This window comes from Micropruina sp., assembly GCF_047602085.1.
GTDB lineage: Bacteria > Actinomycetota > Actinomycetes > Propionibacteriales > Propionibacteriaceae > Micropruina.
This window is the reverse complement of record NZ_JASGID010000006.1, coordinates 50,204-74,631: the sequence shown is the minus strand read 5'-3', so window position 1 is coordinate 74,631 and position 24,428 is coordinate 50,204. Positions and strand designations below refer to the sequence as shown.

Below are 24,428 nucleotides of genomic sequence, written 5' to 3'. Positions count from 1 at the left end.
GATGGCGCAACCCGGCTGGTTTCCCGACCCCGGCGGTCAAGCGGGCATGTTCCGCTACTGGGACGGCACGGCGTGGACCGATCAGCTCTCAGCCGACCCCGCAGCCGGCTCGACCCCACCCGGCCCGAACAACCGGGCCAGAGTGGTGGTGGCCGCGATCGCCGCCATCGTCGTGCTGGCACTGCTCGCGATCTTCTTTCTGCCCCGGGTCTTCGGCGGCAGCTCGACGCCCGAACGGCCGGTGCCGACCGGCTCGCCGACGGTGTCGGCCTGGGACGAGACCACCCGACCCACCCCGACCCCGTCCACACCGACACCGACACCGACACCGACCAAGTCACCCGAGATCAGCCTGCCCTGCCCCGCGTACGACGACGCGGTGGTGAACGGCCGGCTCTACGGCGGTGCGCTCTCGGTGCCGGTGATCGACGACTCGCGGTGGGAGGTGAACGCCGTGCGGGTGCTGCCCTGGAGCATCTGCGCCACCGGCCTGGAACGCCAGATCGCCCCCACCTGGGTGAGCGAGGTGATTCTGGCCGGCATTCAGCCGCGGTCGATGCTGGGCACCCTGCACGAGCAGGCCGGCGCGATCGCCGAAGATTCCGTCGAGCGCTTCTACATCGGCGAGAAGGCTGAGTTCAAGCAGATCAGCAGCACCGCCCGCACGATCGACGGGCTGTCGGCCTGGGAACTGAGCTACCAGGTTCGCATCCATCGCCTCAAGAACATTCCGGGTGACAACGTCTACCTGCTGGTGGTGCAGCACACCGACGGCTCACGCAGCGTGCTGATGACCTTCGCCACCATCGGCGACACCCAGACCCAAAAGCAGGTGGACGCCAGCCGGGACGGGCTCAAGGTCGAGAAGCGCTGATGCAGCGCGCGCGGGTCCGATGACCGACACCGGCCGGTTAGGGAAACGCTGGTCGAGCCTGTCGAGACCTCGGATATGACGCTTGGGCAGATGCAGCGCGCGCCGGTCCAATGCACCGACACCGGCCGGTTAGGGAAGCGCTGGTCGAGCCTGTCGAGACCTCGGATATGGCGCTTGGGCAGGGGGCTTCGACAGGCTCAACCAGCGGTTGGTTGCGCTGATGAGCGCTTCCTTGGCAGTCACCACGACGACTTGGTGACCCCCGGCAAGTGGCCCAGGTGCGCCAATTCACGAAACCGGATGCGGCTGATGCCAGCCTTGCGCAGGTAGCCGCGGGGGCGTCCGTCGGTCGCGTCACGGCTGCGCAGGCGGCTGGGGCTGGCATCGCGAGGCAGCTTCGAGAGCGCGGCGTAGGCGGCCAGCCGCTCGTCGTGGGTCGTCGCGGTTCTGGCGAGGTCGCGCAACGCCGCTCGCCTGGACGAATAGCGCGCCACCGTGGCCCGCCGCCGCCGATCGGCGGCGATGGCCGACTTGCTGGCCATCAGCGGAATTCCTTGAACTCGACGTGGCGGCGCACGATCGGGTCGTACTTGCGCAGCACGATTCGCTCGGGGTCGTTGCGGCGGTTCTTACGGGTGACATAGGTGTAACCGGTGCCGGCGCTCGATCGGAGCTTGACGACGGGCCGCAGCTCTTTGCCCTTGCCAGCGGCCATCAGAACCGCACCCCGCGGCGCTGCAGGTCGGCGACCACGGTCTCGATGCCCCGGACATCGATGGTCTTGATGCCTCGGGTGCTCACGATGAGGGTGATCGAGCGGCCCAGGCTCGGCACCCAATAGCGCCGGCGCTGCACGTTGACGCCGAAGCGACGCCGGGTGCGACGGTGTGAGTGCGAGACGTTGTTGCCGAAACCGGGACGACCTCCGGTGACCTGGCAGGTTCGTGCCATTGCTACTCCTGTGTCATACTAAAAACGATATTCATTTACGTTAGCAGGAGCAGATGAGAAAAGACATTCACCCGGCCTACCAGCAGGTCGTGTTCCGCGACCGCGCCGCCGGCTTCGCCTTCCGCACCGGATCGACCCTCACATCGAGCGAAGAGATCGACTTCGAGGGGGGCCGCTACCCCGTGATCGATGTCGACATCTCGGTGGCCAGCCACCCCTACTGGAGCGGACGCGACCGCATCGTCGACACCGAGGGTCGCGTCGAACGGTTCCGCCGCCGCTACGGGCTGGGCGGTGCCCGATGAAGGTGCGCAACTCGCTGCGAGCCCTGAAGCGACTGCCCGGGGCCCAGGTGGTGCGTCGCCGCGGGCGCACGTTCGTGATCAACAAAGACAACCCGCGCATGAAGGCGAGGCAGGGGTGAACCGGGCCGGGCACGACTCCGCCACGAACGATGCACGGGTGCCGGTCATTCTCGTCAGCGGCATCGCCGAGCATGCCATGGCAGCGGCCACGATCGCCCTGCAGTGGGATCTGCCGACCGCAGTCGTGGTGCAGCACGAGGTCGACCCCGAGCGCGAGGTGCTCACCCGCACCGTCTCTGACATCACCGGGCTGATCGAGCAGGTCGAGCTGAACGTCGACCACGCCTGCGTGAGTTGTGCGATTCGCGACGACGTGGTGCCCACGCTGGAACGGCTGGCCGCCTCGAGTCGCTGGCAGGTGATCGTGGCCCAATTGCCGATCACCGCCGACGCGGTGCAGGTCTGCCGTGCGGTGGGGATGGCCGGCGACGCGGTGCGGCATCTGCGGATCGCCGCCACGGTGGTGGCGCTCGACGGCGAGTCGCTGGTCGACGACCTGCTCGGGCAGCAGCATCTGCTCGACCGGGGCCTGCCGGTGCGCCCCGACGACGACGCGGGCGTGGCCGAGACGACCACGGCGATGGTCGAGTACGCCGACGCCGCGGTCTTGATCGGCGAGCCGGAGACGGCCGGTCGCGAGGTGCTGGCCGTGCTGGCCCGGCCCGACCTGAGAATCTACGACGACGTGGGCGCGCTCGACTCCGGCGCCCTGCTGGCCGGAATCCACCGGGCCGACTGCAGCGAGCAGTGGGTCTCGGTGGTGCGCCGAGACCCACTGCCGCACACCACGGGCGAGCGGGCCTGGGTGCTCGACTTCAGGTCGGAGCGTCCCTTTCACCCCGATCGGCTCTACGACACCATCGCGGTGCTGGGGGGCGGCCCGCGGCGGTCGCGCGGCTGCTTCTGGCTACCCAGCCGTCCAGCCCAGGTGTGCCAGTGGGACGGCGCCGGGGGCCTGCTCGGCATTGGCCCCTGCGATCGCTGGGACGAGCAGGGCCCCCTGACCCGCATCGTGGTGGTGGGCCTGGACGACGGCCGCGACGAGTTGGAGGCGGCCTTTCGAGGGTGCCTGCTCACCGACGCCGAACTCGCCGTGCGCGGCCGCTACTGGGAAGTGCTCGACGACGGCTTCGAGCCGTGGTTGGGGCCGGTGCGGCACCTGGCGATCGACGAGGTGCAGTGATGGCGGTTCCGAAGCGACGCCTGTCGCGCAGCAACACCCGGCACCGACGGGCCCGGTGGAAGGCTGAACTGCCCGACCTGGTGCCGATCACCATTCGCGGGGTAGTGCATCGGGTGCCGCGCCGGCTGGTGCGGGCCTACCAGCGCGGGCTGATCGACCCCGGCTGATCATGGCGGTGGTACGACTGCCGGTGATCGCTCTCACCGGGTACCTGGGCGCAGGCAAGACCACCGTGCTGAACCAACTGCTGCGCACCCCGGGTGCCCGGCTGGGTGTGGTGGTCAACGACTTCGGGTCGATCAACGTCGACGCGGCGCTGGTCAGCGGTCAGGTGGACGAGCCGGCCTCCATCGCCGGCGGCTGCCTGTGCTGCCTGCCTGAGGCCGGTGGGCTGGATGAGGCGTTGCAGAAGCTGGCCCGTCCGTCGCGCCGCCTGGACGCCATCGTGGTGGAGGCCAGCGGCATCGCCGAACCGGCCGCCCTGGCCAGACAGATCAGGTTCAGCGGCGTCGACCGGGTACGGCCGGGCGGCGTGGTGGACGTGATCAACGCCGTCGACCACTTCGCAACCGTCGACACCCATAGCCTGCCGCCGGCCCGCTACGCCGCCGCATCGCTGGTGGTGATCAATCAACTGGACCGGCTGCCCCTGGCCCAGCGCAACGAGCGGGTGGCACGACTCACCCGCCGGGTGCGTCAGCACGGCCACGCCCACGTCGTCACCGCCAGCCATGGCCGCATCGACCCACTACTGGTGTTCGATCCGGCGTGCCGCAAGCCGGCGTCGGATGCGCTGCCCCTGACCCACGCCCACGCCCACGCCCACGCCCACGCCCACGCCCACGCCCACGCCCACGCCGTCAGTGTGACCGTACCCGTTGCCGCGCCCGTCGACCCCGGCCGGCTACTCGACCTGCTCGAGCATCCACCGGCCGAGGCCTACCGCATCAAGGGCTGCGTCACCGTGGTCACCGGACGCAACCCGCGGCGCCTCCTGGTCAATGTGGTGGGCAGGTTGGTGCACATTGCCGACGCCGCCCCTGATCTGCCGGACGGGCTGGTCGCGATCGGCATGCACCTCGACCAGGTGGCCACCCGAGCCCGGCTGCAGCAGGCGCTCGCGCCCGCCACTCAACGTCCGACCGCAGCGTCACTACGCCGACTGCTGCGCCACCGACGGCTCAGCGAATAGCACAGTGGACGGCTCGAGCTCGGGCGTGTAACGCTGCGGCATGTGTAGGTGAGAACAGTCACCGCACCGAAGGGAAACCCCTCACATGATCGAACCAGGCGAGCGCCTCGACCGCCTCATCGCCGGCGCCGACCCACTGCCCATCTGCGACGACCAGGAGCCCGTTGAGCATGCCTGGGCCAGGGTGCACGCCGCGTTGGACGTTGACCCGGTGGTCGTTCCGCTGCCCCGCCGCTGGCAGCGACCGGCAGTGCTGGTCGGTGCGCTGTCGGTCGCCCTGGCCACCAGTGCGGCGGCGATCGCCATCTCGACCCGGACCGGCATCGAGAACCCGGCCGCCGATGTTCCACTTTCTGGCCCCGGGGAAGTCTGGCGACTCGACGGCACCGACTTCGCAGCCCGATTGACCGAGCTCAGCTCAGACATCCCCTTTCCCGATCAGGTCAGTCGAAGGACGTCCGTCAGCCGGCTTGCCGCAGAAGCCGGCGAGGCCGGACACGACGCCCAAGCCACCACCGGCGCCCTGCGCGGCAACCTGGCCAAGGAGGCAATCTGCGCCTGGGCAACCACCTGGGCCGATCCGAGCACCCGCTCTGCCGCCACCACCGCACTGCGCGGCGCCATCGCCTGGCCGGCGGTGACCGACCTCGACCCGGCCCCCGCCGTCGACGGCTACCCGGGGGACGACGGAAGCCAGCCGACTGTCTTTGGCTACCTGCCCGGCATCATCGACGCCGCAGCCTCGAACAACGCCAAGCAGTTCAACGCCGCGGTCGACGAGTCCGGCTGGTGCGCGGCGCCGACCGTAACCCAGGCTGCTCAGCCCGAACCAGGCAACCGGGCCCCGGCCGAACCCGAGCCCACCACGAAGCGCTGACATGGGCGTGTCACCAACCGAGTTCGAAGCGCTCTACCGCGCCAACGCCGCCGGCATTCTGGCCTACCTTCGCCGCCGTGGAGCCGACGATGACGCCCCAGACCTGCTCTCTGAGACCTTCCTGACCGCCTGGCGCCGCCGGGACGCCCTTCCCACGCCAGAGTTGCGGCGCGCCTGGCTGTTCAGCACCGCGCGCCGGCTGCGACTGGCCCACCAGCGCCGGAACCCGCCCACGACGATGATCACCGACCTCGCCGCCCGCACCCAGGACGCTTCCGATACCGACACCGACACCGAGACGAACGCGATCGTCCGCGCCGCCCTCGACAAGCTGACCGAGGCCGACCGCGAACTTCTCACCCTCACCATCTGGGAGGGCCTCACCCCGAGCGAAGCCGCTGCAACCATCGGCATCAGCGCCCCGGCCGCCCGAGTGCGCCTGCACCGGGCCCGGCGACGGATCGCGGCCGACCCGGCACTGGCCGCTCACCTAGAAACCCACCCACGCGACGAAATGGCGCCGAGCCCTGCCGGTCTGGGAATCGCCCCGCAGCCCGGCTGAGCCAGGCACTCGACGAAGTCCGTCGGCTGCCGTCCCTTCGGAACCTGTCAAGCACGGCCGTTGGCCCAGCGCTCGTGGGGGACGAGTCGGCCTGTAAGCCGGATTCTGTGAGCCCGAAGGCCCGGTGATCATCCATCTGCGACGGCTGTTGCCAACCGCCTTCGCCCGAAGGCGTGCGACCTACCCGGACGCCTCGCGCGGGCAGCGCTCGAACGGCGTCCGCGGGCTGCGTCCGAAGACGACGCCCTTCTTGGTCTTGCTCCGGGTGGGGTTTGCCGAGCCACCCCGGTCGCCCGGGGTGCTGGTGGTCTCTTACACCGCCGTTTCACCCTTACCGCCGTTGCCGGCGGCGGTCTGTTCTCTGTGGCACTGTCCCGCGGGTCACCCCGGGTGGGCGTTGCCCACCACCCTGCCCTGTGGAGTCCGGACTTTCCTCAGCTCTCGCTGCGATCACCCGGCCGACTCGTCCGGCTCAAGGGTAGGCCAGCAGCCCCGTTGGCGGCGAAACGGCACCGTCGGCGCCCAGATGGGCCGTTCCTCATCTGGGCGTCACGGGGGTTTCATCGGTCGACGATGAAGTGCTGTTCAAGCACCCCCGGGTAACCCGCCGGGCTGACCGAAGGAGCAGCACATGCCCACCACCCGCACCCGGCTCAGCCGAGTTGTGATTCTGCCGCTGACCGCCGGCGTCGCCCTCCGGCTGAGCGCGTTCAGCGCTCCCACGGCGCGGGCCGCCACCTACCTGCAACGGCCACCAGGCCACCATCGTCGACACCAGGACCGACACCGTGAAGCAGCGCTACGCGGGCGAACGCCGGTCAATGCCCTCAGAACACCCGGAAATCGACCGAGCCCTTCACCAGATCGGCGGCCACCAGAGTGGCTTTCACCTCGCCGCCCAGCTTCAGCCGGCTGCCCCGCACCCGGGCCTCGACCGCCGGCTCCTGCATCTGCAGGAGGCCGGCCTTGCGATCGGGGTCGACGTCGATCAGCACGGCCGGAAAGCTCTGCCCAATGCGCGGCGCCAGCACCATGGACTCGACCAGGTCGACGATGCCCCGCTCGTATCTGCCGGCCCGGCGCGCCGAGACCTGCATCTCGCTGGGCAGGGCGTCCAGGGCGTCCAGCACCCAACCGGGCACCGGTTGCCCCGCGCTCAACGCCACGCAGATCTCGCCCGCGTAGCGGTCGACCAGCCGGCGCAGCGGCGCCGTGACATGGGCGTACGGTGCCGCGATGGCCGCGTGCTCGGCGCCCTTGGGCGGCCCATCGGTGAACGCGTCGTACCCGGCGCCGCGAAACAGCGTGGTGCAGGCGTTGAGCATGGCCGCCTCGCGCGGCACCGACGCGGTCAGCCCCCGGACGAAGTCGGGGTACGAAACCTGCTGCGGCCATGAGATGCCCAGCGCCTGTGCGGTGCGACGCAGCCGGTTGATCGCATGGTCTTCAGCCGGGGGCAGGGTGCGCAGAATGCCTACGCCGGCATCCAGCATCATCCGCGCCGCCACCATGCCGGTGAGCAGCGAGAGTTGGGCGTTCCAGCCCTCGCAGGGCAGGTTGGTGCGGTATTCCAGCGCCCAGGACGACCCGTCGGCCACCGTCACCTCTTGTTCGGGCACACCCAGGCTGACACCGCCGCGCGCTATCTCGGCCTGCTCCCGCAGCTGCCCCACCACCTTGAGAAGGTCGAGTTGCTCGCCAGCGGTGCCGTCGTCGATGGCGGCCTGCACCTGTTCGTAGCTGTAGCGCTGCCGGCTGCACACCCGCGCCCGGACGACCGAAGCGTCAGTGGGCGCACCGTCGGCGTCCAGGTGAATCTGCCACACCAGCGCCGGACGGGTCTGGCCAGGCAGCAGGCTCGCCGCCCCCTCGCTCAGCCCCGCCGGGTGCAGCGGGGTGCGCCGGTTCGGCGCGTAGAGGGTCTCGACCCGCTCGTGGCACTCCCGGTCGATCGGCCCGCCGGGTTCGACGAACGCGGCCACGTCGGCGATGGCGTAGCGCAGCAGGTAGCCGCCATCGGTGCGCGACAGGTGCAGGGCCTGGTCGAGGTCCATCGACCCCTCGGGGTCGATGGTGATGAACTCCACGTCGGTGAGGTCTTCTTGGGGCAGCCGGACGCCGACCACCGCCGCCTCGGCCGCCTCGACCACCTCGGGAGGAAAGTCCTCCGGCACGCCGAGCGAGTCGCGCAACAGGCGCAGCCCCTCGCGCAGCGACGGCGGAACCTCGTCGAGAAAGGCGACGTTACGACTGGGCATCGGTGACCTCCGGGTCGGATGCGCTCACCCTAACCGCGACACGCTGCTGAGGACCCGTTGATCGATCCACACCTCCGCCGGCAGCGGCGACCCAACCGGCGCGAAGCACCCGGGTAGGCGTCGACCCGGCACGGCCGGATGCACGCGGAGAAACGCGCGTTTTCACACCGGCCGGCCCCGACCGCGCAACTCCACGCGTCGAAACGAGAGTTATGCCGGCCACCGTGGCGGGCCGTAGCACTCATTTCTACGCGCAGAGAGCGAACCGAGGCCGCGTGATCCATCAAAACACGCGTTTCCCCGCATGAGTCCGAACAAGGCACTCAGCAACGCGACCGCAAGCCGGTTGCGTATGATCAAGCCCTTCGTCTAGGCATCGCAGCCGTCTCGACCAGCCGTCTCGACCAGCGAAGTCTGCGGCCTACCCCGAAGCCCCCGGCCCACCCAGCCCGCCACCCGGGCGCAACGAGCCCGAGCCCGACCCGGGCCCGACGGCGCCGGGCCGGGGCTTCTTCAGCTTGTCGACCGAGGCCCGGATCGCCGCCGTGATCACGGTGATCGGCGCGTCCGGACGGTCGAGCACCGCCGCCCAGATCGGCACCAGCTCGTCCTCGTAGATGTGGCCGTGGCCGGGCGGGGTGTCGAGGCTGGTGACCATGTCGGTGCTGGTCTGAAACCAGGTGACCAGCGGCCACCAGCGCAACGACGCGTTGACATCGCTGCCGGCCCGCTCGCGCATCCAGTCCGGCTCGCGCCAGGCCAGGTCGGCGGTGAACCGGGCCATCGGGTCAGAGGCGTGTGCCACGTAGACGATGCGCGGGGACTGCCAGGGCCCGAGCACCCGCCCGTAGGCGTCGACCACCAATTCGGTGGGCTTGGTGACAAAGCGAATATGCCGGCCGTTGTCGATCACCGGCGTGATCTCGGGCGATCCCCGCATGCGCGAGGCGGTGAGCTTGCGGGCGATCTTGGTGAAACCGGGGGTACCGATCCACACCGCGCCGGCGACCCGCTCGATCATGTCGTCGGCGTCGACGAAGGCACCGTGCCCGCCGTAGCTGCCCAACGATTCCCCGCTCACGTAGACGGCCGGACGCCGGTCGTGGGGCAGCAACTCGATCTCGTCCTCGATCGCGGCCAGCAGGGCGAAAGCGCTCGCGCGCGGGGTCTCACGATCGGCCAGGAAGACGAAGGCGCTGGCCAGCTTCGAGTACTGAATCGAGATCGTCGCGCAGTCCCCGCCGGTGAGGTGCTCGACGGCTTGCACCGAGAACTCGTCCACCCAACCCCGGCCAGCCGGGGTGTCGACGACCACCGTGCCCCGCCTGAGTGCGCCGGTGCGCCGCACCTCGGCCATGGCCACCTCGACGGCAGCGGCGACGCCGTCCTCACCCTGGGTGGCATAGATCCGAATGGGTTCCAGGGCCGGTTCGCCCGTCACTGCCTCGATCTGGGCCGCGGACGGCCCGCAGGCGGTGAAGATCTGCCCGCGACGGCCGAGCTCTGCCCACGGCTGGGCCGAGCCGGGGCCACCGCTGCGGGTGGTCAGGGTGGGAGCCTCGACACCGTTCGGACGGCGCCGGTTCATCTTGTCGGCCTGCCGGGTGAGTGCCTCGAGAGTGCGCCGGAACACCATGCGGTTCACCAGCCGCACCACGACGAGCGCCACGATCAACGCCACCGTGATCGACAGCAGGGACGGCAGGAACAGGTCGAGACCACGGGTCAGCCAAGTCGTGAACGTCTCCAGGCCGACGAGCAGCAGGATCAGCACGTTCAGAAACGCCATCGCCACGGCGGTGGCGGCGATGTCGTGCCACACCGGCTGACGAGGCATGCTGACCAGTGCGGCGGTCTTGCGGTGTTCGCGCACCGACCACCACCAGCCCAGCACCAGCAGCGCCACCCCGAGAACGGCCAGCACCACGTACCCGCCGGGCATCCGCCAGGTGACCTGTACGTCGAGCCCGATCAACCGCCCCAGGGCGTCGGCGGTGCCTTCGAGCAGAAAGCCGACGACGTAGCCGATGGCCGCGACGGCGCCGCCGATCACGCCCTGCATGAGCCAGCGTCGCGGCAGCAGACTGGGCGCGAACGAGACCAGGAACGCACACAAGCCGAGCACCAGGCCGACAGTCGAAATCGAACCCACCCCGACCCCTCTCGTCGATTGGGTTCAGCCTATGACAGGGGTGCGGCTCAACCGGCCAGCGGCTTAGCCATTTCGGCCAGCTTCGCCACGCGCTTGGCGCGCAGCGTGCCCGGCGCGTACTTCAGCGTCCAGGTGTCGTCCTCGACCAGATCGAGTGCGTGGGCCTCCGCCTCGGATGCCTCCTGCCCGACGCCGAGCTGCTGCACCACCGAGCGGAAGTAGTAATGAAAGAACAACCGGTTGAACTCGGTGAAGTAGATGTCGGCCACCCGGGCGTCACCCCGGATGATGATCATATTCTCGTCGTTTTCGAGCGTGGACGCCCGCGAGAAGTTCGCCGATCCGGTCACCACCACCGGGTCGGGGCCCAGCGGGTCGCAGAGCAGGAATTTGTCGTGAATGTAGGCCACGTGCTGGTTCAGGCCCAGCGCGCGGGTGGTCGTCTCGGCCACCCACTGGCCCAGCGGGTGATCGAGTTCCGAGCCCCACGCCTGGTAGACGTTGCGGGTGGCGTCGAGCCGCACGGTCGCCTTGCCCCGGGTTTCGAGCAGAAAGAAGCGCAGCGGGCCGTCCGGGGTGCCGGCGGCCGCGGCGTCCTGAATCTCCTGCGCGATGCCGAAGGCGAAGGTGGCGCAGACCAGCGAGGTGGCGCCCGCCCCGATCAGTTGCGCGTAGCTGGTCAGCGGGCCCAGGTCGGGCCGGGGGCTGAAGACGGGGGTGATGCCGGGCGCCACCCCGGCGCGGTCGGCCGGTGCCGGGCTGAGGGCAGCCACCTGCGCCTTGAACACGCCGTTCTTGGTGCGCTTTGCGGCCGCGGCGTCGGACGACCGTCCACCCGGGTCGGTGGCCAGCAGCTCGAAGTAGGCCTGGTAGGCGGTTGCGGTCGCCGCGTCGCGCACCAGGTGGCCGACGTTCGACTGCCCGTGCACACCGCCCATGGTCAGGTTGGTCGAACCGGTCCAGACCGCCGCCGGCGTGCCGCGGTGGCTCAGCACCAGAAATTTGTTGTGCGCGATCGCCGATACCCGCGCCTCGCGCGCGATGATCACGCCGGCTGGAAAACCGGCCGCCGCGATGGCCGCCTGGTTCGCCTCGCGCGGGCCGCCGTCGGTGGCCTTGAAATCGACCACCAGCCTGACCTGCACACCACGGGTGGCCGCCGCCACCAGCGCGTCGAGAACCGGACGGTAAGTGAACTCGTAGAACGCGCCGTGCAGCGCGTCGCCGGGACCGGTGCCCCCGATCAGGTCGAGCAGCACGTCGTCCAGGTCGCGGCTGAGCCAGTCCAGGGCCTGCTGGCGCAACTGCGGGCTGGGCTGGTCATCGGGCGACGTGCCGCCGAACCGGTGCATGTAGGCCTGGCTGGAGGCCACCCCGCGGTTGAACACCACGTCACTCACCCCGGCGTGCAACGGCTCGGTGTGAATCGTGATGGTGATCGGCTGGTTGCGCCGCGGCTTGGCCGGCGTGCCCCGCATCGGGTGAAACCGGTAGGTGTAGGTGGTGTCGGGCCGCAGCGTGAAATCGTCCCAGACCAGGGCCTGAATCGGGTGGCTGTAGGTGCTCACCTGATCGGACGGCTGGGGGTCGGGCACCAGCGAGCGGAACACCTTGAAGCCCTGCATCCACAGGAACGGACCGCCCTCGGCCGCCCGTTCGACGCAGAACCCGAGCAGCCCTTTGCGGGCGAAGTCGGTGGCGGTCAGGCCGAACGACACGGTGTTCACGCCGCACACCGCGTAGGCCCTCATGCCCCGCACGGAGCGTGACCGGTAACGCATGCTTCAAGGTAGCCCCGCGGGCGGGAATTGATACCCGCTCAGCCCGGACGTTCGTGCCGGGGCGGACCCGAGCCACCGGGAGCCCACCGCATGCCGATCTCGGTGCGAGCACCGGCCGGGCCGGTCACCGTGTCGAGAAGTGATGGAAACGCTGATCAATGCGCCCACCGTTGGTTGAGCTTGTCGAAACCCCTTGCCGCAGCGTGATGATCGAGGTCTCGACAAGCTCGACCAGCGAAAGAGCAGCGCCTACTTATCCCTCGCTGGCCGCACGTCGCTTGGCGTGGAGTCCTCGAGCGGCGAAGCATCGGTGAGATCGGCAACCGCGCCACCTGCGTGATCGACCGCCCGCTGCGGCGCCTTCGGTGCGCGCAACGGTTCCTGTTCGCCCAACGGTTCGCCGCCCTGCGGCAGCCGCGGCGCCCGGGCCATTACAGCCCCGATTCGGCGGTGCGCACCAGAATCCGGTTGCACTCCTCGCAGCGCAGCACCTCATCGGGCGCGGCGCTGCGGTACCGGGTCAGGTCGGCGGCGTTGGCCTGCAACTGGCAGCCCGAGCAGCGCCGCTGCACCAGCGCGGCGGCCCCGGTGCCCCCGCTCTTGGCCCTTACCCGGTCGTACAGCTCGACCAGTTCGGAGGGCAGGTCGGCCGTGAGCCCGTCGCGCTCGGCCCGGTGCCGGGCCAGTTCGGCGTCCAGCTCGGCGAACTGGCTGTCGCGGGCCGCGAACAGGGCGCGCAACTCACCCTCGCCCGCCACCCGGTCGGCAGCGAGCTGATCACGCACGCCGGTGGCCGCCTCGAGCCGCTCCATCACCTCAAGCTCGTCGTCTTCGAGGTCGTTGATCCGCCGCTTGAGGTGCTGAATCTCGTCGAGCAGCGCATTGAGCTGCTTGGGGTCGGTGACGGTGCCGTCGTTGACCCTCCGCTGGTCACGCTCCAGCCGGTCGCGCACCGGCACCAGGTCGGCCTCGGCCTTGGCCTGCTCAAGCTCCAGATCGCCGACGGCGGTGTTGGCGGCGATCAGTTCCTCACCCTGGCGGCGGCGCAACTGCTGACGCTGCGCGATCTGCGCCAATTCGGGCAGCGAACGCTTGCGGTGCTCGAGCTGCGCGATCGCGGTGTCGATCGACTGCAGCTCCAGCAGCCTGATCTGAGCGGTGGCAGCAGCCTGCATGGCAACCTCCTGGAGTTGTGGCCTCCGACTCTAGCCGCTGGTGAGTTGCTCCGGTCTAGCCGCTGGTGAGTTGCTCCGGCCGCTGGTTAGATGTGGGCATGACTCTGCTGTACCTCGTTCGTCACGGCCAAACCGCATGGAGCAAGTCGGGGCAACACACCTCGTACACCGACATCGACCTCACCCCCGAGGGCGTGGAACAGGCCAAGGCCCTGCGGCCCCGGCTCGACCCCGCCGAGTTCGGCCTGGTGCTCTCCAGCCCCCGGCTCCGCGCCCGCCGCACCGCCGAGATCGCCGGCTTCACCGACTACGAGGTCACCGACGACCTCCAGGAGTGGAACTACGGCGACTACGAGGGCATCACCTCCGCCGACATCCGCGCCCACCACCACCCCGGCTGGCGGCTCTGGTTCAACGGCGTGCCCAATGGCGAGACCGCCGACCAGGTGCGCGAACGGCTCACCCGCGTCGTCCACCGGGTACGCGCCTCGGGCGTCGAGAAGGCGATCTGCTTCGGCCACGGCCACGCCTCCCGCGTGCTCGCGCTGTGCTGGCTCGACTTTCCGCTGATCTTCGGCCAGGCCTTTCCGGTCGAGACCGCCAGCCTCTCGAATTCTCGGTCGCGAGAAGGAGTCCTGGGCGGTTCTGCGCTGGAACAGTTGACATGACCGACCCCACCGCGGCCTCCGCCCCGACGCCGCCCGAGGTGGGACGCAGCGCCGAGGAGCAGTTGCCCAACCGGCAGACCCCGTTCTCGGCGCCCTTCCGGGCGTTCATTCCCGAGGGTTGGGCGCCGTACCCGGCCGACCTGCCCGACCCACTGCCGGCCACCGGCCACGCGCCGGCTCGCCGCGCCGCGCTCAGTGCCCAGTTCGCCGGCGACCGGCTGGTGATTCCGGCCGGCGAGCTGTCGGTGCGCTCCAACGACACCGACTACCGCTTCCGGCCGCACTCGGCGTTCGCCCACCTCACCGGGCTGGGCACCGATCGCGAACCGGGCGCCGTTCTGGTGCTCGAGCCCACCGACTCCGGCCACGACGCCACTCTCTATTTCAAGCCCCGCGCGCCGCGCACCGACCCGGAGTTCTACGCCGACGCCCGCTACGGCGAGATGTGGGTCGGCCAGCGTGAGTCGCTGGCCGAGATGCAGGCGCTCACCGGGCTGGACTGCGCGCCGATCAGCCAGCTCGGCGAGGCCCTGGCCAAGAACGCCGGCAGCACCCGGGTGCTGATCGTGGCCGACGCCGACGCGCAGCTCACCGCGACGCTGAACGGTCAGCGCACCGCGCTCGGGCTGGGCGCCGAGGCCGCCTCCGACGAGCAACTGGCCGTGGCCCTGAGCGAGTTGCGGCTGGTCAAGGACGCCTTCGAGATCGAACAGATGCGAATCGCCTGCGACGTCACCGCCGACGGCTTCGAAGCGGTCGTTGCGGCCCTGCCCGAGGCCGTTTGGCGCGGCCGGGGCGAGCGCTGGGTCGAGGGTGTGTTCGGCCTGCACGCCCGGCACGCCGGCAACGCGGTCGGCTACGACACCATCGCCGCGTCCGGCGATCACGCCAACACCCTGCACTGGATTCGCAACGACGGCGACCTGCGGCCCGGCGACCTGCTGCTGCTCGACGCCGGCGTCGAACTCGACAGCCTCTACACCGCCGACATCACCCGCACCCTGCCGGTCGGCGGACGGTTCACCCCGGCCCAGCGCAGGGTGTATGACGCGGTGCTGGCCGCCCAGCAGGCCGGCATCGCGGCCGCCCGTCCCGGGGCGACGTTCGCCGATGTGCACGCCGCGGCGATCCGGGTGATCGCCCAGCACCTGCACGACTGGGGGCTGCTGCCGGTGGACGTCGAGACGTCGCTGAACCCCGAGACCGGCGGGCACCACCGGCGCTGGATGGTGCACGGAACGTCGCATCACCTGGGCATCGACGTGCACGACTGCGCACTGGCCCGGCAGCAGCATTACCGCGAGGGCACCCTGCAGCCCGGCATGGTGATCACCGTCGAGCCCGGCCTGTACTTCAAATCGTCCGACCTGCTCGTGCCCGAAGAACTGCGCGGCATCGGGGTGCGCATCGAAGACGACGTGCTGATCACCGAGACCGGCTGCGAGATCCTTTCGGCACGGCTGCCCCGCACCGCCGACGACGTGGAGGCATGGATGGCTCGGATGCTTTTCTGAAATTGTCCTGCGGCGTAGCATTGCGGCGGCTCGGCAAGGAGAAACGCGATGGCAGTTCAGGGCAATTGGGACGCATCCTCCACTGTCGGCGCGGACGCTGAATCTCTCTACGTTCCGCCGGAGTTTACGTGGGCACGCTACCAAGCCGGACGCCGGCTGCCGTCACCCGATCTGGAATCGGCGGTGGCCTCGGCCCGCGCCGGCGACGGCTACCTGTGGCTCGGCCTACACAACCCCTCACAACGGACGATGTCCGACCTCGGTGAGCATCTGGGAATGCACGAACTGGCGATCGAGGACGCCGTGCACGGCCATCGCCGCTCGAAGCTGGAGCGCTTCGACGAGCATCTGTTCTTCGTCGTCTCGACCGTCGCCTACCAGGAGCGGGCGGCGGACGCCGTCCCCGAGATCGTCACCACTGGTGAGTTGATGGTCTTTCTCGGCGACTGGTACGTCATGACCTCGCGGCACAGCGGGCCTTCCCGCATGCCTGAGGTGCGGGCATTAGTCGAGCAGGAATCCGACGACATGCCACGCGGGCCTTCTCGGGTGCTGTACGCGTGCCTGTCGGTGGCGATCGACGACTGCGAGCGGGTTGCCGAACAGATGGAGGACGACGTCGAGGACTGTGAGCAACTCATCTTCGGCGACCGCCGCGAACCCGACCTGGAACGCACGTATCAGATCAAACGCGAGCTGATTCAGTTCCGCCGCTGTGTCGCTCCGCTGTGCGCGCCCTTGACCACGCTCTACACCCGTGAGTTCTCGCAGATTCACGCTAACGCGAAGCCGTACTTTCGTGAACTGGCCGAGCGCACGCAGGCCGTACGCGAGACGGTGCTGGCACTGGAGGATCAGTTGACCAACATCTTGCAGACGGCGCTGGCTCGGGCCAGTTTCGACGACAACCGCGATATGCGGAAGATCTCGTCGGCGGTGGCGATCCTGGCGGTGCCCACCACGCTGGGCGCGATCTACGGAATGAACTTCGACGACATTCCTGAACTGCACGCCCACTACGGCTACTTCGTGGTGATGGCGTTGAACGTGATCGGCATGACCGTGCTCTACTTCCTGTTCCGCAAATTCAAGTGGCTGTAGCGCGGTAGCCGATCGGGCCCATCACCCCCCTCGACGACGTCGATGGAGCCGTCCAGTACCGCTGATCAGTCGCAGGTCGAGCTTGTCGAGACCCCCGATGTACCCCTCCATCGCAGGTCGAGCTTGTCGAGACCCCCGATGTACCCCTCCATCGCAGGTCGAGCTTGTCGAGACCCCAGATGTACCCCTCCATCGCAGGTCGAGCTTGTCGAGACCCCCGATGTACCGCAGCGGCAACGGGTTTCGACAGGCTCAACCAGCGATGGTCGGGTTGCGGACATGCCGTCGCGATCGACGATGGTCGGCTCTCTCACCCAGCCAGGGCAGAACCGCGGACACGGTCCCGACCCACCGATGAAGCCGCTACCCTCACGCTGGTGAGCGCACCTGCGAAGACGAAGGTGGTTCTGGACGAATCCCAGATCCCCACCCATTGGTACAACATCGTCGCCGACCTGCCGGAGGCACCGCCGCCCCCGCTGCACCCCGGCACCAAGCAGCCGCTGACCCCGGACGACCTGGCACCACTGTTCCCGATGGGGCTGATCGCTCAGGAGGCCAGCACCGAACGCTGGATCGAGATCCCGCAGGAGATCCGGGACATCTACCGGCTGTGGCGTCCGTCGCCGATGATCCGGGCCTGGCGGCTCGAGCAGGAACTGGGCACCACCGCCCGGATCTACTACAAGTACGAGGGCGCCTCCCCGGTCGGTTCACACAAGACCAACTCGGCCGTCGCCCAGGCGTACTTCAACGCCCAGGCCGGACGGACCAAGCTGACCACCGAGACCGGTGCCGGCCAGTGGGGTTCGGCGCTGGCCTTCGCCTGCGACGTCTTCGGCCTGGAATGCGAGATCTGGCAGGTCCGGTCGTCGTATGAGGGCAAGCCGTACCGGCACGTGCTGATGGAGACCTTCGGCGCCACCGTGCACTCCTCGCCGTCCGAGCTGACCCAGGCCGGACGCGCGCTGCGCGAACGCTTCCCGGACACCAGCGGTTCCCTGGGCATGGCCATCTCGGAGGCGATCGAGATGGCCGCCGGCGACCCGAACGCGTCCTACTCGCTGGGTTCGGTGCTCAACCATGTGCTGCTGCACCAGACCGTCATCGGCCAGGAGGCACTGCTGCAGCTCGCCGAGTTCGGCGAAGAGCAGGCGGACGTCGTCTACGGCTGCGCCGGCGGCGGCTCGAACCTGGGCGGGCTGGCGCTGCCGTTCCTGCGCGAGAACCTGGACGGCCGGACGAACACCCGCCTGGTCGCGTGCGAGCCGAAGGCGGCGCCGTCGCTGACCGAGGGCGAATACCGCTACGACTTCGGCGACACCGCCGGCATGACGCCGCTGCTGAAGATGTACACCCTCGGCCCCGACTTCGTCCCCGACCCGGTGCACGCCGGCGGCCTGCGCTACCACGGCATGGCGCCGCTGGTCAGCTTCGTCAAGCATCTCGGCCTGATGGACGCCGTCAGCATCAAGCAGCGCGAAGCGTTCGCCGCCGGCGTCCTGTTCGCCCGGACCGAGGGCATCGTGCCCGCATCGGAGTCGAACCACGCCATCGCCGGGGCGCTGCGCGAAGCCAAGCAGGCGGCGCAGGACGGCACCTCACCGGTGATCGTGATCGGCGTCTCCGGCTCCGGCCAGCTCGACCTGCCCGCCTACTCGGAGTTCCTCGCCGGAGACATGGCGGATAGCTGAGATTTTTCGCTGGTCGAGCTTGTCGAAACCCGTTGCCTGGCTGGTTGAGCTTGTCGAAACCCCTTGCCGGAGCATTCATATTCGAGGTCTCGACACGCTCGACCAGCGAAAGATCAGCGTCTCCCTGGGGGTTTCGACGCTCGGCCAGCGACAAGCAGCACTCCCCTGACGACTCCACCCGACCAGGGGCGAACCTGGTGATCGGCGCATCTCGCCTCAGCCGAGCGGTTGCAGGTTGCGCCACACCGCAAACAGCACTGCGACCACACCGAGCGCAAACCACCAACGCCCCGGACGCCGGCGCAGCAGCCGCGGCAGCCGCACGGCAGGCCCGCCCAGCGCCTCGACCGTCCACAACAGCCCGAGTGCCGCCAGCACCGCCAATCCGACGACGACGAACTGGTTCGCCGTCCAGGCCGCGGCCAGGTCGCCGCGCAGCAGGGCCATGCCGACGTGCGTGCCGCCGCACAACGGGCAGAGCGTGCCGGTGAGCCCACGCCAAGGGCACGGCACGCCCAGCCGGGTAGTGGCAGCGAGCACGCTCAACCCCAGCCCGACGGCACCGAAGCAGGCCAGCCCGCGCAGCGCGATCGCGGGCCGAAAACCGTCGGATCCGGTCATTTCCGGTTGCACAAGGGTCATTATCACCCGCAATCGCCCCCGCACACCGGCGCAAACAGCCCCGCACGGCCGTAGGATTTCGATCAACCTGACCTCGAAACCCAGGAGCAACACGTGAGCAACCAAACGTGGAACAGCGACCCCAAGCCGGAAGACTCCGGCGACGGCACCAACCCCGGATACACCCCACCCGGCTACACCGTCCCCGGCGCCGACCAGGGCCAGGCTCCCGGCTATCAGCCCCCTACATGGAGCGGCGGTCAGCAGCCGGCACCCAGCGGCCAGAGCGGCTCGGACGCACCGGCGCCCGGCGGCTACACCCCGCCCAGCTACTCGGCGCCCAGTGGGTCGGACGCACCCGCCTCAGGCGGCTACACCCCACCCAGCTACGGCGCGCCAACCACCCCCGACCAGACCTTCGGCCAGACCCCCGGCTACGGCGCTCCGAACCCGAACACGTTCGGCCAGCCCCAGCCCGGGTACGGTCAGCAACCGGGTTACGGCCAGCAGCCTGGCTATGGACAGCCGGCCGCCGCCCCGACCCCGTACGGCGGCGCTCCGCAGGGCGGCTACGACCCCAACGCCGGCGCGTACGGTCAGCCAACTCCGTACGGCGCTCCGCAGGGCGGCTACGACCCCAGCGCCGGCGCGTACGGTCAGCCGCCGCAGGGCCCGTACGGTGCACCACCCTCGCCCTACGACGCACCCGCACCCTTCGGCGGCGCACCCTCCCCCTACGGCGCCCCCGGCAGCTACCAGCCGAATCCCTACGCCCCGGTCGGTCCGCAGCTGGCCACCTGGGGTCGCCGGGCGATCGGCGGCCTGATCGACTTCGTCGTGCCGTCGATCGTGGTTTCGGTTCTGGTCGGCCTTGTCATACCCAACGGCGGCTACGGCGCGAACGCACTGTCGACGGTCCTGACGCTCGGCTGGTGGGCCTACAACACCGGCTACCGGGTGGCAACCACCGGCTACTCGTTCGGGCACAAGATCGCGAAGGTGCGGGTGGTGATGGAAGCCACCGGCCAGACGCCGCCGCAGAACACGGCGATCGGCCGCGCACTGGCACACTTCCTCGACTCGCTGGTGTGCGCCATCGGCTTCCTGTTCCCGCTGTGGGACGCCAAGAAGCAGACCTTTGCCGACAAGATCGCCAAGACCGTGGTGATCGACGAGCAGAACATCCCTTCGCAGCAGCAATTCTGAATCGGGACTCGACCAACTCGATGAGCACGCAGGGCCGCCCCGTCGGGGCGGCCCTGTTGCGTTGCCGTGGCGTTTCCGTTGTCGTGCGGTGCGGGCCGCGCGGCGGGTGCTCCTGGGCGCACCGTGCGGCACTGCCGCACGGTGCGGTTCAGTTGTCGCCGCGCGGGGTGCGTCCGTCCTGATCGTTGTGGGGCTCGGACGACGGCGCCTGACCGATGCCCTCGCCGGAGCCGTACGAACCGTAGGGCGGCTGCGCGACCTCAGGCGCTGACGGCTGCTGAGCCGGCGCAGGCTGGTACGGCTGCGGGTGGCCACCCGGCTGGTACGGCTGCTGCGGCGGGTACTGCTGCGGCCCCGGCTGCCACGGCTGTGCGGCCAACCGTGGGTCGAACGCCGCCGCCCGCGCCCCGGGCATGCCGGCCAGCAGTTCGCGCGCCTGGCCGGCCACCTTGTGCTCACAGAGCACCTCGTACTTCTTCGCCACCGTCTGGCTGATCGAGTTGAAATCACGCTTGCCGCGCGAGGCCGCATAACCGATGGCGGCGAACGCCATGCCGATCACGATGCCGATCAGCAGCGCACCGGGCAGCAGCACCAGCGGATTGGTCTGGGGCTGCAGGAACCACAGAATGAAGGTGACCATCAGACCGGTCGACAGACCGCTCTGCAGGCCCTGCACGAGCACGGTGCCCCAGTTGCGCCGTCCGGTCACCCGCTCGACCGATTTAAGATCGGTGCCCACGATGGCCAGGTTCTCGACGGCGAACTTCTGGTCGGCCAGATAGTCGACCGCGGCCTGCGCCTGCGGGTAGCCGTCGTAGACGCCCACCGACTGCGGGTATTCGAGCTCGAACAACGAGCTGAGCCGAGGATTGGGCTGGGTCATCGGGTTCCTTCCTGTGCGCGGCGCGTCCGCACGTCACGTCAATTGTCAGCAAAGTTGCGGCCGAAGTCATTCCTCACTCAGACGGCGAACCAGGTCGGGCCACCGACACACCCCACCGACCCCTGGGCGTCGCCGCGTCGCCGGGTCAGGGCAACTGCTGCGACAGCAGCGACGCGGCCGCCGTGCGAGCGTGATGGGGCGGCGCGGTGCTGTCGCGCAACACCAGTCGCGCGGGCTGCAGCACGTGCACGGCGTCCGCCGGCACCGACTCCCCCCGCAATTGACGCAACAGTTGGACGGCTGCGAGACGGCCCTGGGCGACCACGTCCTGCGCCACCGTGGTGAGATCGACGAAGCGCGCCATCTCGACATCGTCGATGCCGATCACCGACACGTCACGCGGAACCTGCAGGCCCGCCCGGCGCAGCGCCCACAGGGCACCGATGGCGAGCTCGTCGAACTCCGCCAGCACGGCCGTGGGCAGGCCGGGCCGGCTGAGCAGTTCGGACATGGCATGAGCCCCGCCATCGACGCCGTGCGGGCCCTCGACCACGAGGTGTTCGTCGAACTCGATGCCGGCCTCGTTCAACGCCTGCTCGTAGCCCAGCCGACGCCCCATCGACGCGGTGAAGCCGAAGCGGGCGTCGTCGAGAGCACCGGCGATCAGCCCGATGCGCTCGTGGCCCTGGTTGAGCAGGTGGTTCACGGCCAGGCGGGCCGTGGCCACGTCGTCGATGCCCACCGAGGGCCAACCCTCGATGTGCGAGCCGATGCTCACCAGCGGCAGGCCCAGCGCCCGCAGCGACAGCGTGTGCTGCTCGCGCAGCGGCATCGACAGCGACACGATGCCCTGCACGCGTCCGGCCAACGGCAACCGCTCGAAGAACTCGTCGCGAACATCGGCGCTGCCCAGGTGGTACAGCAGCACGTCGAACCCCTCGTCGCGCAGGTGCCGCAAGGCGGCTGCGGTCGCGGTCGAGAAGTACCAGCGGGTGAAGAACGGCATGATCACCGCCACGGCGGGCCGGCGGTCGTGCTCGGGTCGCTGGGCCAGCACGCTGGCAGAGACTGCATAATCGAGTTCGTGCGCGGCATCGAGCACCCGGGCCCGCGTCTGGGGCGCCACCTTCGCCACCCCACGAAGCGACCGCGACGCGGTGGCCACCGATACCCCGGCGCGGTTGGCGACGTCTTCGAGTCGCGCTCCACGCCTGGCTCTGCGACTCGGCGGGGGCATCTCGTCGCTGGCGAAGTTATCGGTCACTGAACCACCTTATTCAGCCTCTGGCACGACACGTCACCGCGCCCGGGCACGGGCACCACCGTGTGCACGTTGTACCGAAGTGTGTGGGCATACTGCCCGAAGAGGCAACAACCGTGCGGAATTCTTGCCAGATTTGTGCACAATCTTCCCGGCAGTACCGCTTTCGTGTCACACTCGTGATGCAAATCTTGCACCGCTGCCGGCATGGATGCCGTCGCAGTGCGCCGATCAGCAACAACCCCACAAAGAGGTGACGTGTGACAGCGAATGTGATCGTGACGGTGGAGCGTGAATTCGACGCTCCCCGCGAACAGGTGTTCAGGGCGTGGACGCGCCCGGACGAGCTCGCCCAATGGCGCGGTTCGCCGGGTTGGCACGTCGAGACCGAGACGGTGCGCGGCGAATTGCAGAACGGCGGCCGGCACTACCACGTGAAGGTGCGCGACAACGACCCCAGCACTCGTGTGGGCACCGACGGCGTGTACACCGAGTACTTCGAGCCCGATGTGTTCGTCTCGCGCGAACGAATCACCGGCGATCCCGGCATCGACCCCGACGTGCCGCTGGAGCTGCGGGTCGAGTTCACCCGCATGGGCCGCAACAACACCCTGGTGCGGATCATCCAAGGCCCCTACGAGCCCGACGTGGCCAGTTGGCACGGCGAGGCCTGGGAGCGCGAACTGACCCGGTTGGCCGAGTACCTGACCACAGCACAAGGAGGTGCGCGATGAGCGCAGAGGCGGGGAGCATCAGCCACACCAGCATCGTGCGCACGAAGCCGCTGATGACGATGCCGCAGATTCTGGTGATGAACTTCGGCTTCTTCGGCATTCAGTACAGCTTCGGCATGCAGCAGACCGCGGTGAACCCGGTCTATGAGTTTCTCGGCGCCCACCCCGAGGACCTGCCGATCCTGAACCTTGCCGGGCCCATCACCGGCCTGCTCATCCAGCCGCTGATCGGCGCACTGTCAGACCGCACCTGGAGCCCACGCTGGGGACGCCGCAAGCCGTTCTTTCTGATCGGGGCGATCGGTTGCAGCATCTGTCTGTTCCTGTTCCCGTTTGTCACCGCGGTCTGGATGGCCGTGCTTCTGCTGTGGCTGCTGGACGTCAGCAATAACACCGCGATGGAGCCCTATCGGGCGTTCATCGCCGACAAGCTGCCACCCTCACAGTTGGGCAAAGGCTTTCTCGCTCAGTCGTTCTTCACCGGCCTGGGCATCACCTTGGCGAACCTCTCGCTGTTCGTCTTTCAGAAGCTCATCGAGGGCTCGACCGCCGCAGGCATTCCGTACTGGGTGGTCGGGTCGTTCATGCTCGGCGCCGTGTGTTCGATCGGTTCGGTGCTGATCTCGATCCTGCGTACCCCGGAGATTCCGCCCAGCGCCGAAGAGCTCGAGGCACTGCGCAACAAGAAGGGCGGCCTCGGAGCGGCGCTCACCGAGATCGGCGAGGCGATCCGCGACATGCCTGTCGAACTGCGCAAGCTGGCGCTGGTCTACTTCTTTCAGTGGTATGGCTTGGTCATCTACTGGCAGTTCATCGCTTTGACGATCGCGCAGAATATGTTCCCGCACACTGATCAGGGCAAGGAAGAAGCAGTCGCCTGGACCGGCCTGGTCAACGGGTGGTACAACATCGTGACCTTCTGCGTCGCGTTCGGGCTGGTGGCGTTCGCGCGCAAACGCGGTGCCAAGCTGGTGCACTGCGCCTGTCTGCTGCTGGCGGCCGTCGGCCTGGCCATCGTGCCGTTCCTCTCCAACCAGTACCTGATCTTCATTCCGATGCTCGGCTTCGGCGTCGCCTGGGCATCGATCATGGGCGTGCCCTACATCATGGCCGTCCGCATGGTGCCCTCGACCCGACTCGGGGTCTACATGGGCATCATCAACATGATGATCGTCATCCCGATGCTGATTCAGTCGGTCACCTTCGGCTGGATCTACAGCAACATGCTCGGCGACAACCCCGGTAACGCGCTGCTGTTCTCGGCCGCCTTCCTTGCGATCGCCGCCGTGCTGATGCTGTGGCTGAAGGAGTCCCGCGCGATCCGAGACGTCGACGACGTGACCGCCATGCCCATGGCCGGGCACTGACCAGGA

Annotated in this window: 24 protein-coding genes, 1 other RNA gene and 1 pseudogene; 15 read left to right on the top strand and 11 right to left on the bottom strand. The window is 68.9% G+C overall.

The window, feature by feature from the left end:
- Position 1: 1 nt before the first annotated feature.
- Positions 2-874, top strand: coding sequence for a DUF2510 domain-containing protein (locus QM721_RS11940; RefSeq protein ID WP_415122259.1), 873 nt, complete (start codon positions 2-4; stop codon positions 872-874).
- 239 nt (positions 875-1,113) lie between these two features.
- Here QM721_RS11940 and rpsN read toward each other — a convergent pair whose 3' ends face one another.
- From rpsN to rpmB, 3 genes are read right to left on the bottom strand one after another with little or no spacing between them, the layout of a single operon-like run.
- Positions 1,114-1,416 (bottom strand): 30S ribosomal protein S14, encoded by a 303-nt coding sequence (gene rpsN, locus QM721_RS11935; protein ID WP_415122257.1) that lies wholly within the window; start codon positions 1,414-1,416, stop codon positions 1,114-1,116.
- Positions 1,416-1,589, bottom strand: coding sequence for a 50S ribosomal protein L33 (gene rpmG, locus QM721_RS11930; RefSeq protein WP_415122255.1), 174 nt, complete (start codon positions 1,587-1,589; stop codon positions 1,416-1,418). The genes rpsN and rpmG overlap by 1 nt, the downstream gene beginning before the upstream one ends.
- Positions 1,589-1,825: a 50S ribosomal protein L28 gene (gene rpmB / locus QM721_RS11925; RefSeq protein ID WP_415122253.1), complete on the bottom strand. Its 237-nt coding sequence runs from the start codon at positions 1,823-1,825 to the stop codon at positions 1,589-1,591. Before rpmB ends, rpmG begins: the two co-directional genes overlap by 1 nt.
- Before the next feature lie 53 nt (positions 1,826-1,878).
- Here rpmB and QM721_RS11920 point away from each other — a divergent pair, with 53 nt between their 5' ends.
- From QM721_RS11920 to QM721_RS11890, 7 genes are all read left to right on the top strand, one after another.
- Entirely contained in the window at positions 1,879-2,130 is a 252-nt protein-coding gene (locus QM721_RS11920) for a type B 50S ribosomal protein L31 (RefSeq protein WP_415122250.1), read from the top strand.
- Entirely contained in the window at positions 2,127-2,249 is a 123-nt protein-coding gene (gene ykgO / locus QM721_RS11915; RefSeq protein ID WP_415122248.1) for a type B 50S ribosomal protein L36, read from the top strand. The genes QM721_RS11920 and ykgO overlap by 4 nt, the downstream gene beginning before the upstream one ends.
- A 38-nt stretch (positions 2,250-2,287) precedes the next feature.
- Positions 2,288-3,373 carry a CobW family GTP-binding protein gene (locus QM721_RS11910; RefSeq protein ID WP_415122246.1) on the top strand — a complete coding sequence of 362 codons (1,086 nt, stop codon included), beginning with the start codon at positions 2,288-2,290 and terminating at the stop codon, positions 3,371-3,373.
- Complete coding sequence (gene rpmF / locus QM721_RS11905; RefSeq protein WP_415122244.1) at positions 3,373-3,540, top strand: 50S ribosomal protein L32; 168 nt, start codon at positions 3,373-3,375, stop codon at positions 3,538-3,540. Before QM721_RS11910 ends, rpmF begins: the two co-directional genes overlap by 1 nt.
- Before the next feature lie 2 nt (positions 3,541-3,542).
- Positions 3,543-4,565 (top strand): CobW family GTP-binding protein, encoded by a 1,023-nt coding sequence (locus QM721_RS11900; protein ID WP_415122242.1) that lies wholly within the window; start codon positions 3,543-3,545, stop codon positions 4,563-4,565.
- Positions 4,566-4,650: 85 nt separating this feature from the next.
- Positions 4,651-5,442, top strand: a complete 792-nt coding sequence (locus QM721_RS11895; RefSeq protein WP_415122240.1) for a hypothetical protein — start codon at positions 4,651-4,653, stop codon at positions 5,440-5,442.
- Position 5,443: 1 nt separating this feature from the next.
- Positions 5,444-6,004 (top strand): RNA polymerase sigma factor, encoded by a 561-nt coding sequence (locus QM721_RS11890; protein WP_415122238.1) that lies wholly within the window; start codon positions 5,444-5,446, stop codon positions 6,002-6,004.
- Positions 6,005-6,082: 78 nt separating this feature from the next.
- On the opposite strand, the gene rnpB is transcribed toward QM721_RS11890, so the two are convergent.
- From rnpB to QM721_RS11865, 5 genes are all read right to left on the bottom strand, one after another.
- Positions 6,083-6,470: RNase P RNA component class A (gene rnpB, locus QM721_RS11885), an RNA gene on the bottom strand.
- A 361-nt stretch (positions 6,471-6,831) separates the two neighbouring features.
- Positions 6,832-8,262 (bottom strand): RNB domain-containing ribonuclease, encoded by a 1,431-nt coding sequence (locus tag QM721_RS11880; RefSeq protein ID WP_415122236.1) that lies wholly within the window; start codon positions 8,260-8,262, stop codon positions 6,832-6,834.
- Positions 8,263-8,683: 421 nt separating this feature from the next.
- Positions 8,684-10,414, bottom strand: a complete 1,731-nt coding sequence (locus QM721_RS11875; protein WP_415122234.1) for an alpha/beta hydrolase — start codon at positions 10,412-10,414, stop codon at positions 8,684-8,686.
- Between the two features lie 47 nt (positions 10,415-10,461).
- Positions 10,462-12,195: a phospholipase D-like domain-containing protein gene (locus QM721_RS11870; RefSeq protein ID WP_415122232.1), complete on the bottom strand. Its 1,734-nt coding sequence runs from the start codon at positions 12,193-12,195 to the stop codon at positions 10,462-10,464.
- A 431-nt stretch (positions 12,196-12,626) separates the two neighbouring features.
- Positions 12,627-13,370, bottom strand: a complete 744-nt coding sequence (locus tag QM721_RS11865; RefSeq protein ID WP_415122230.1) for a zinc ribbon domain-containing protein — start codon at positions 13,368-13,370, stop codon at positions 12,627-12,629.
- Positions 13,371-13,468: 98 nt separating this feature from the next.
- Between QM721_RS11865 and QM721_RS11860 the strand changes: the two genes are divergently transcribed.
- The 4 genes from QM721_RS11860 (at position 13,469) to QM721_RS11845 (ending at position 18,347) form a co-directional block, all read left to right on the top strand.
- Positions 13,469-14,038 carry a histidine phosphatase family protein gene (locus tag QM721_RS11860; protein WP_415122228.1) on the top strand — a complete coding sequence of 190 codons (570 nt, stop codon included), beginning with the start codon at positions 13,469-13,471 and terminating at the stop codon, positions 14,036-14,038.
- Complete coding sequence (locus QM721_RS11855) at positions 14,035-15,552, top strand: aminopeptidase P family protein (RefSeq protein ID WP_415122226.1); 1,518 nt, start codon at positions 14,035-14,037, stop codon at positions 15,550-15,552. Before QM721_RS11860 ends, QM721_RS11855 begins: the two co-directional genes overlap by 4 nt.
- 48 nt (positions 15,553-15,600) lie before the next feature.
- On the top strand, positions 15,601-16,653 hold the full coding sequence (locus QM721_RS11850; RefSeq protein WP_415122224.1) for a magnesium and cobalt transport protein CorA: 1,053 nt from the start codon (positions 15,601-15,603) through the stop codon (positions 16,651-16,653).
- A 377-nt stretch (positions 16,654-17,030) separates the two neighbouring features.
- Positions 17,031-18,347, top strand: coding sequence for a TrpB-like pyridoxal phosphate-dependent enzyme (locus tag QM721_RS11845; RefSeq protein ID WP_415122222.1), 1,317 nt, complete (start codon positions 17,031-17,033; stop codon positions 18,345-18,347).
- A gap of 216 nt (positions 18,348-18,563) precedes the next feature.
- Here QM721_RS11845 and QM721_RS11840 read toward each other — a convergent pair whose 3' ends face one another.
- Positions 18,564-18,968: a DUF2752 domain-containing protein gene (locus tag QM721_RS11840; RefSeq protein ID WP_415122220.1), complete on the bottom strand. Its 405-nt coding sequence runs from the start codon at positions 18,966-18,968 to the stop codon at positions 18,564-18,566.
- A gap of 114 nt (positions 18,969-19,082) precedes the next feature.
- Here QM721_RS11840 and QM721_RS11835 point away from each other — a divergent pair, with 114 nt between their 5' ends.
- Positions 19,083-20,174 (top strand): RDD family protein, encoded by a 1,092-nt coding sequence (locus QM721_RS11835; protein ID WP_415122218.1) that lies wholly within the window; start codon positions 19,083-19,085, stop codon positions 20,172-20,174.
- 385 nt (positions 20,175-20,559) lie between these two features.
- On the opposite strand, the pseudogene QM721_RS11830 reads toward QM721_RS11835, so the two are convergent.
- Positions 20,560-21,060, bottom strand: a pseudogene (locus tag QM721_RS11830) (general stress protein); the annotation flags it as partial.
- Between the two features lie 145 nt (positions 21,061-21,205).
- On the bottom strand, positions 21,206-22,324 hold the full coding sequence (locus QM721_RS11825) for a LacI family DNA-binding transcriptional regulator (RefSeq protein ID WP_415122216.1): 1,119 nt from the start codon (positions 22,322-22,324) through the stop codon (positions 21,206-21,208).
- Between the two features lie 257 nt (positions 22,325-22,581).
- Between QM721_RS11825 and QM721_RS11820 the strand changes: the two genes are divergently transcribed.
- Positions 22,582-23,055, top strand: coding sequence for an SRPBCC family protein (locus QM721_RS11820; RefSeq protein ID WP_415122214.1), 474 nt, complete (start codon positions 22,582-22,584; stop codon positions 23,053-23,055).
- A complete protein-coding gene (locus QM721_RS11815) occupies positions 23,052-24,422 on the top strand; it encodes an MFS transporter (RefSeq protein ID WP_415122212.1) in 1,371 nt (456 codons plus the stop codon). The genes QM721_RS11820 and QM721_RS11815 overlap by 4 nt, the downstream gene beginning before the upstream one ends.
- The last annotated feature ends 6 nt before the right edge of the window (positions 24,423-24,428 follow it).

Coding starts and splice junctions, on each gene's coding strand:
- QM721_RS11890 (WP_415122238.1), top strand. CDS start 5,444: ATGGGCGTGTCACCAACCGAGTTCGAAGCGCTCTACCGCGCCAACGCC.
- rpmB (WP_415122253.1), bottom strand. CDS start 1,825: ATGGCACGAACCTGCCAGGTCACCGGAGGTCGTCCCGGTTTCGGCAAC.
- rpmG (WP_415122255.1), bottom strand. CDS start 1,589: ATGGCCGCTGGCAAGGGCAAAGAGCTGCGGCCCGTCGTCAAGCTCCGA.
- QM721_RS11840 (WP_415122220.1), bottom strand. CDS start 18,968: ATGACCGGATCCGACGGTTTTCGGCCCGCGATCGCGCTGCGCGGGCTG.
- QM721_RS11870 (WP_415122232.1), bottom strand. CDS start 12,195: ATGCGTTACCGGTCACGCTCCGTGCGGGGCATGAGGGCCTACGCGGTG.
- QM721_RS11850 (WP_415122224.1), top strand. CDS start 15,601: ATGGCAGTTCAGGGCAATTGGGACGCATCCTCCACTGTCGGCGCGGAC.
- QM721_RS11855 (WP_415122226.1), top strand. CDS start 14,035: ATGACCGACCCCACCGCGGCCTCCGCCCCGACGCCGCCCGAGGTGGGA.
- QM721_RS11815 (WP_415122212.1), top strand. CDS start 23,052: ATGAGCGCAGAGGCGGGGAGCATCAGCCACACCAGCATCGTGCGCACG.
- QM721_RS11880 (WP_415122236.1), bottom strand. CDS start 8,262: ATGCCCAGTCGTAACGTCGCCTTTCTCGACGAGGTTCCGCCGTCGCTG.
- QM721_RS11920 (WP_415122250.1), top strand. CDS start 1,879: ATGAGAAAAGACATTCACCCGGCCTACCAGCAGGTCGTGTTCCGCGAC.
- QM721_RS11860 (WP_415122228.1), top strand. CDS start 13,469: ATGACTCTGCTGTACCTCGTTCGTCACGGCCAAACCGCATGGAGCAAG.
- ykgO (WP_415122248.1), top strand. CDS start 2,127: ATGAAGGTGCGCAACTCGCTGCGAGCCCTGAAGCGACTGCCCGGGGCC.
- rpsN (WP_415122257.1), bottom strand. CDS start 1,416: ATGGCCAGCAAGTCGGCCATCGCCGCCGATCGGCGGCGGCGGGCCACG.
- QM721_RS11900 (WP_415122242.1), top strand. CDS start 3,543: ATGGCGGTGGTACGACTGCCGGTGATCGCTCTCACCGGGTACCTGGGC.
- rpmF (WP_415122244.1), top strand. CDS start 3,373: ATGGCGGTTCCGAAGCGACGCCTGTCGCGCAGCAACACCCGGCACCGA.
- QM721_RS11895 (WP_415122240.1), top strand. CDS start 4,651: ATGATCGAACCAGGCGAGCGCCTCGACCGCCTCATCGCCGGCGCCGAC.
- QM721_RS11940 (WP_415122259.1), top strand. CDS start 2: ATGGCGCAACCCGGCTGGTTTCCCGACCCCGGCGGTCAAGCGGGCATG.
- QM721_RS11865 (WP_415122230.1), bottom strand. CDS start 13,370: ATGCAGGCTGCTGCCACCGCTCAGATCAGGCTGCTGGAGCTGCAGTCG.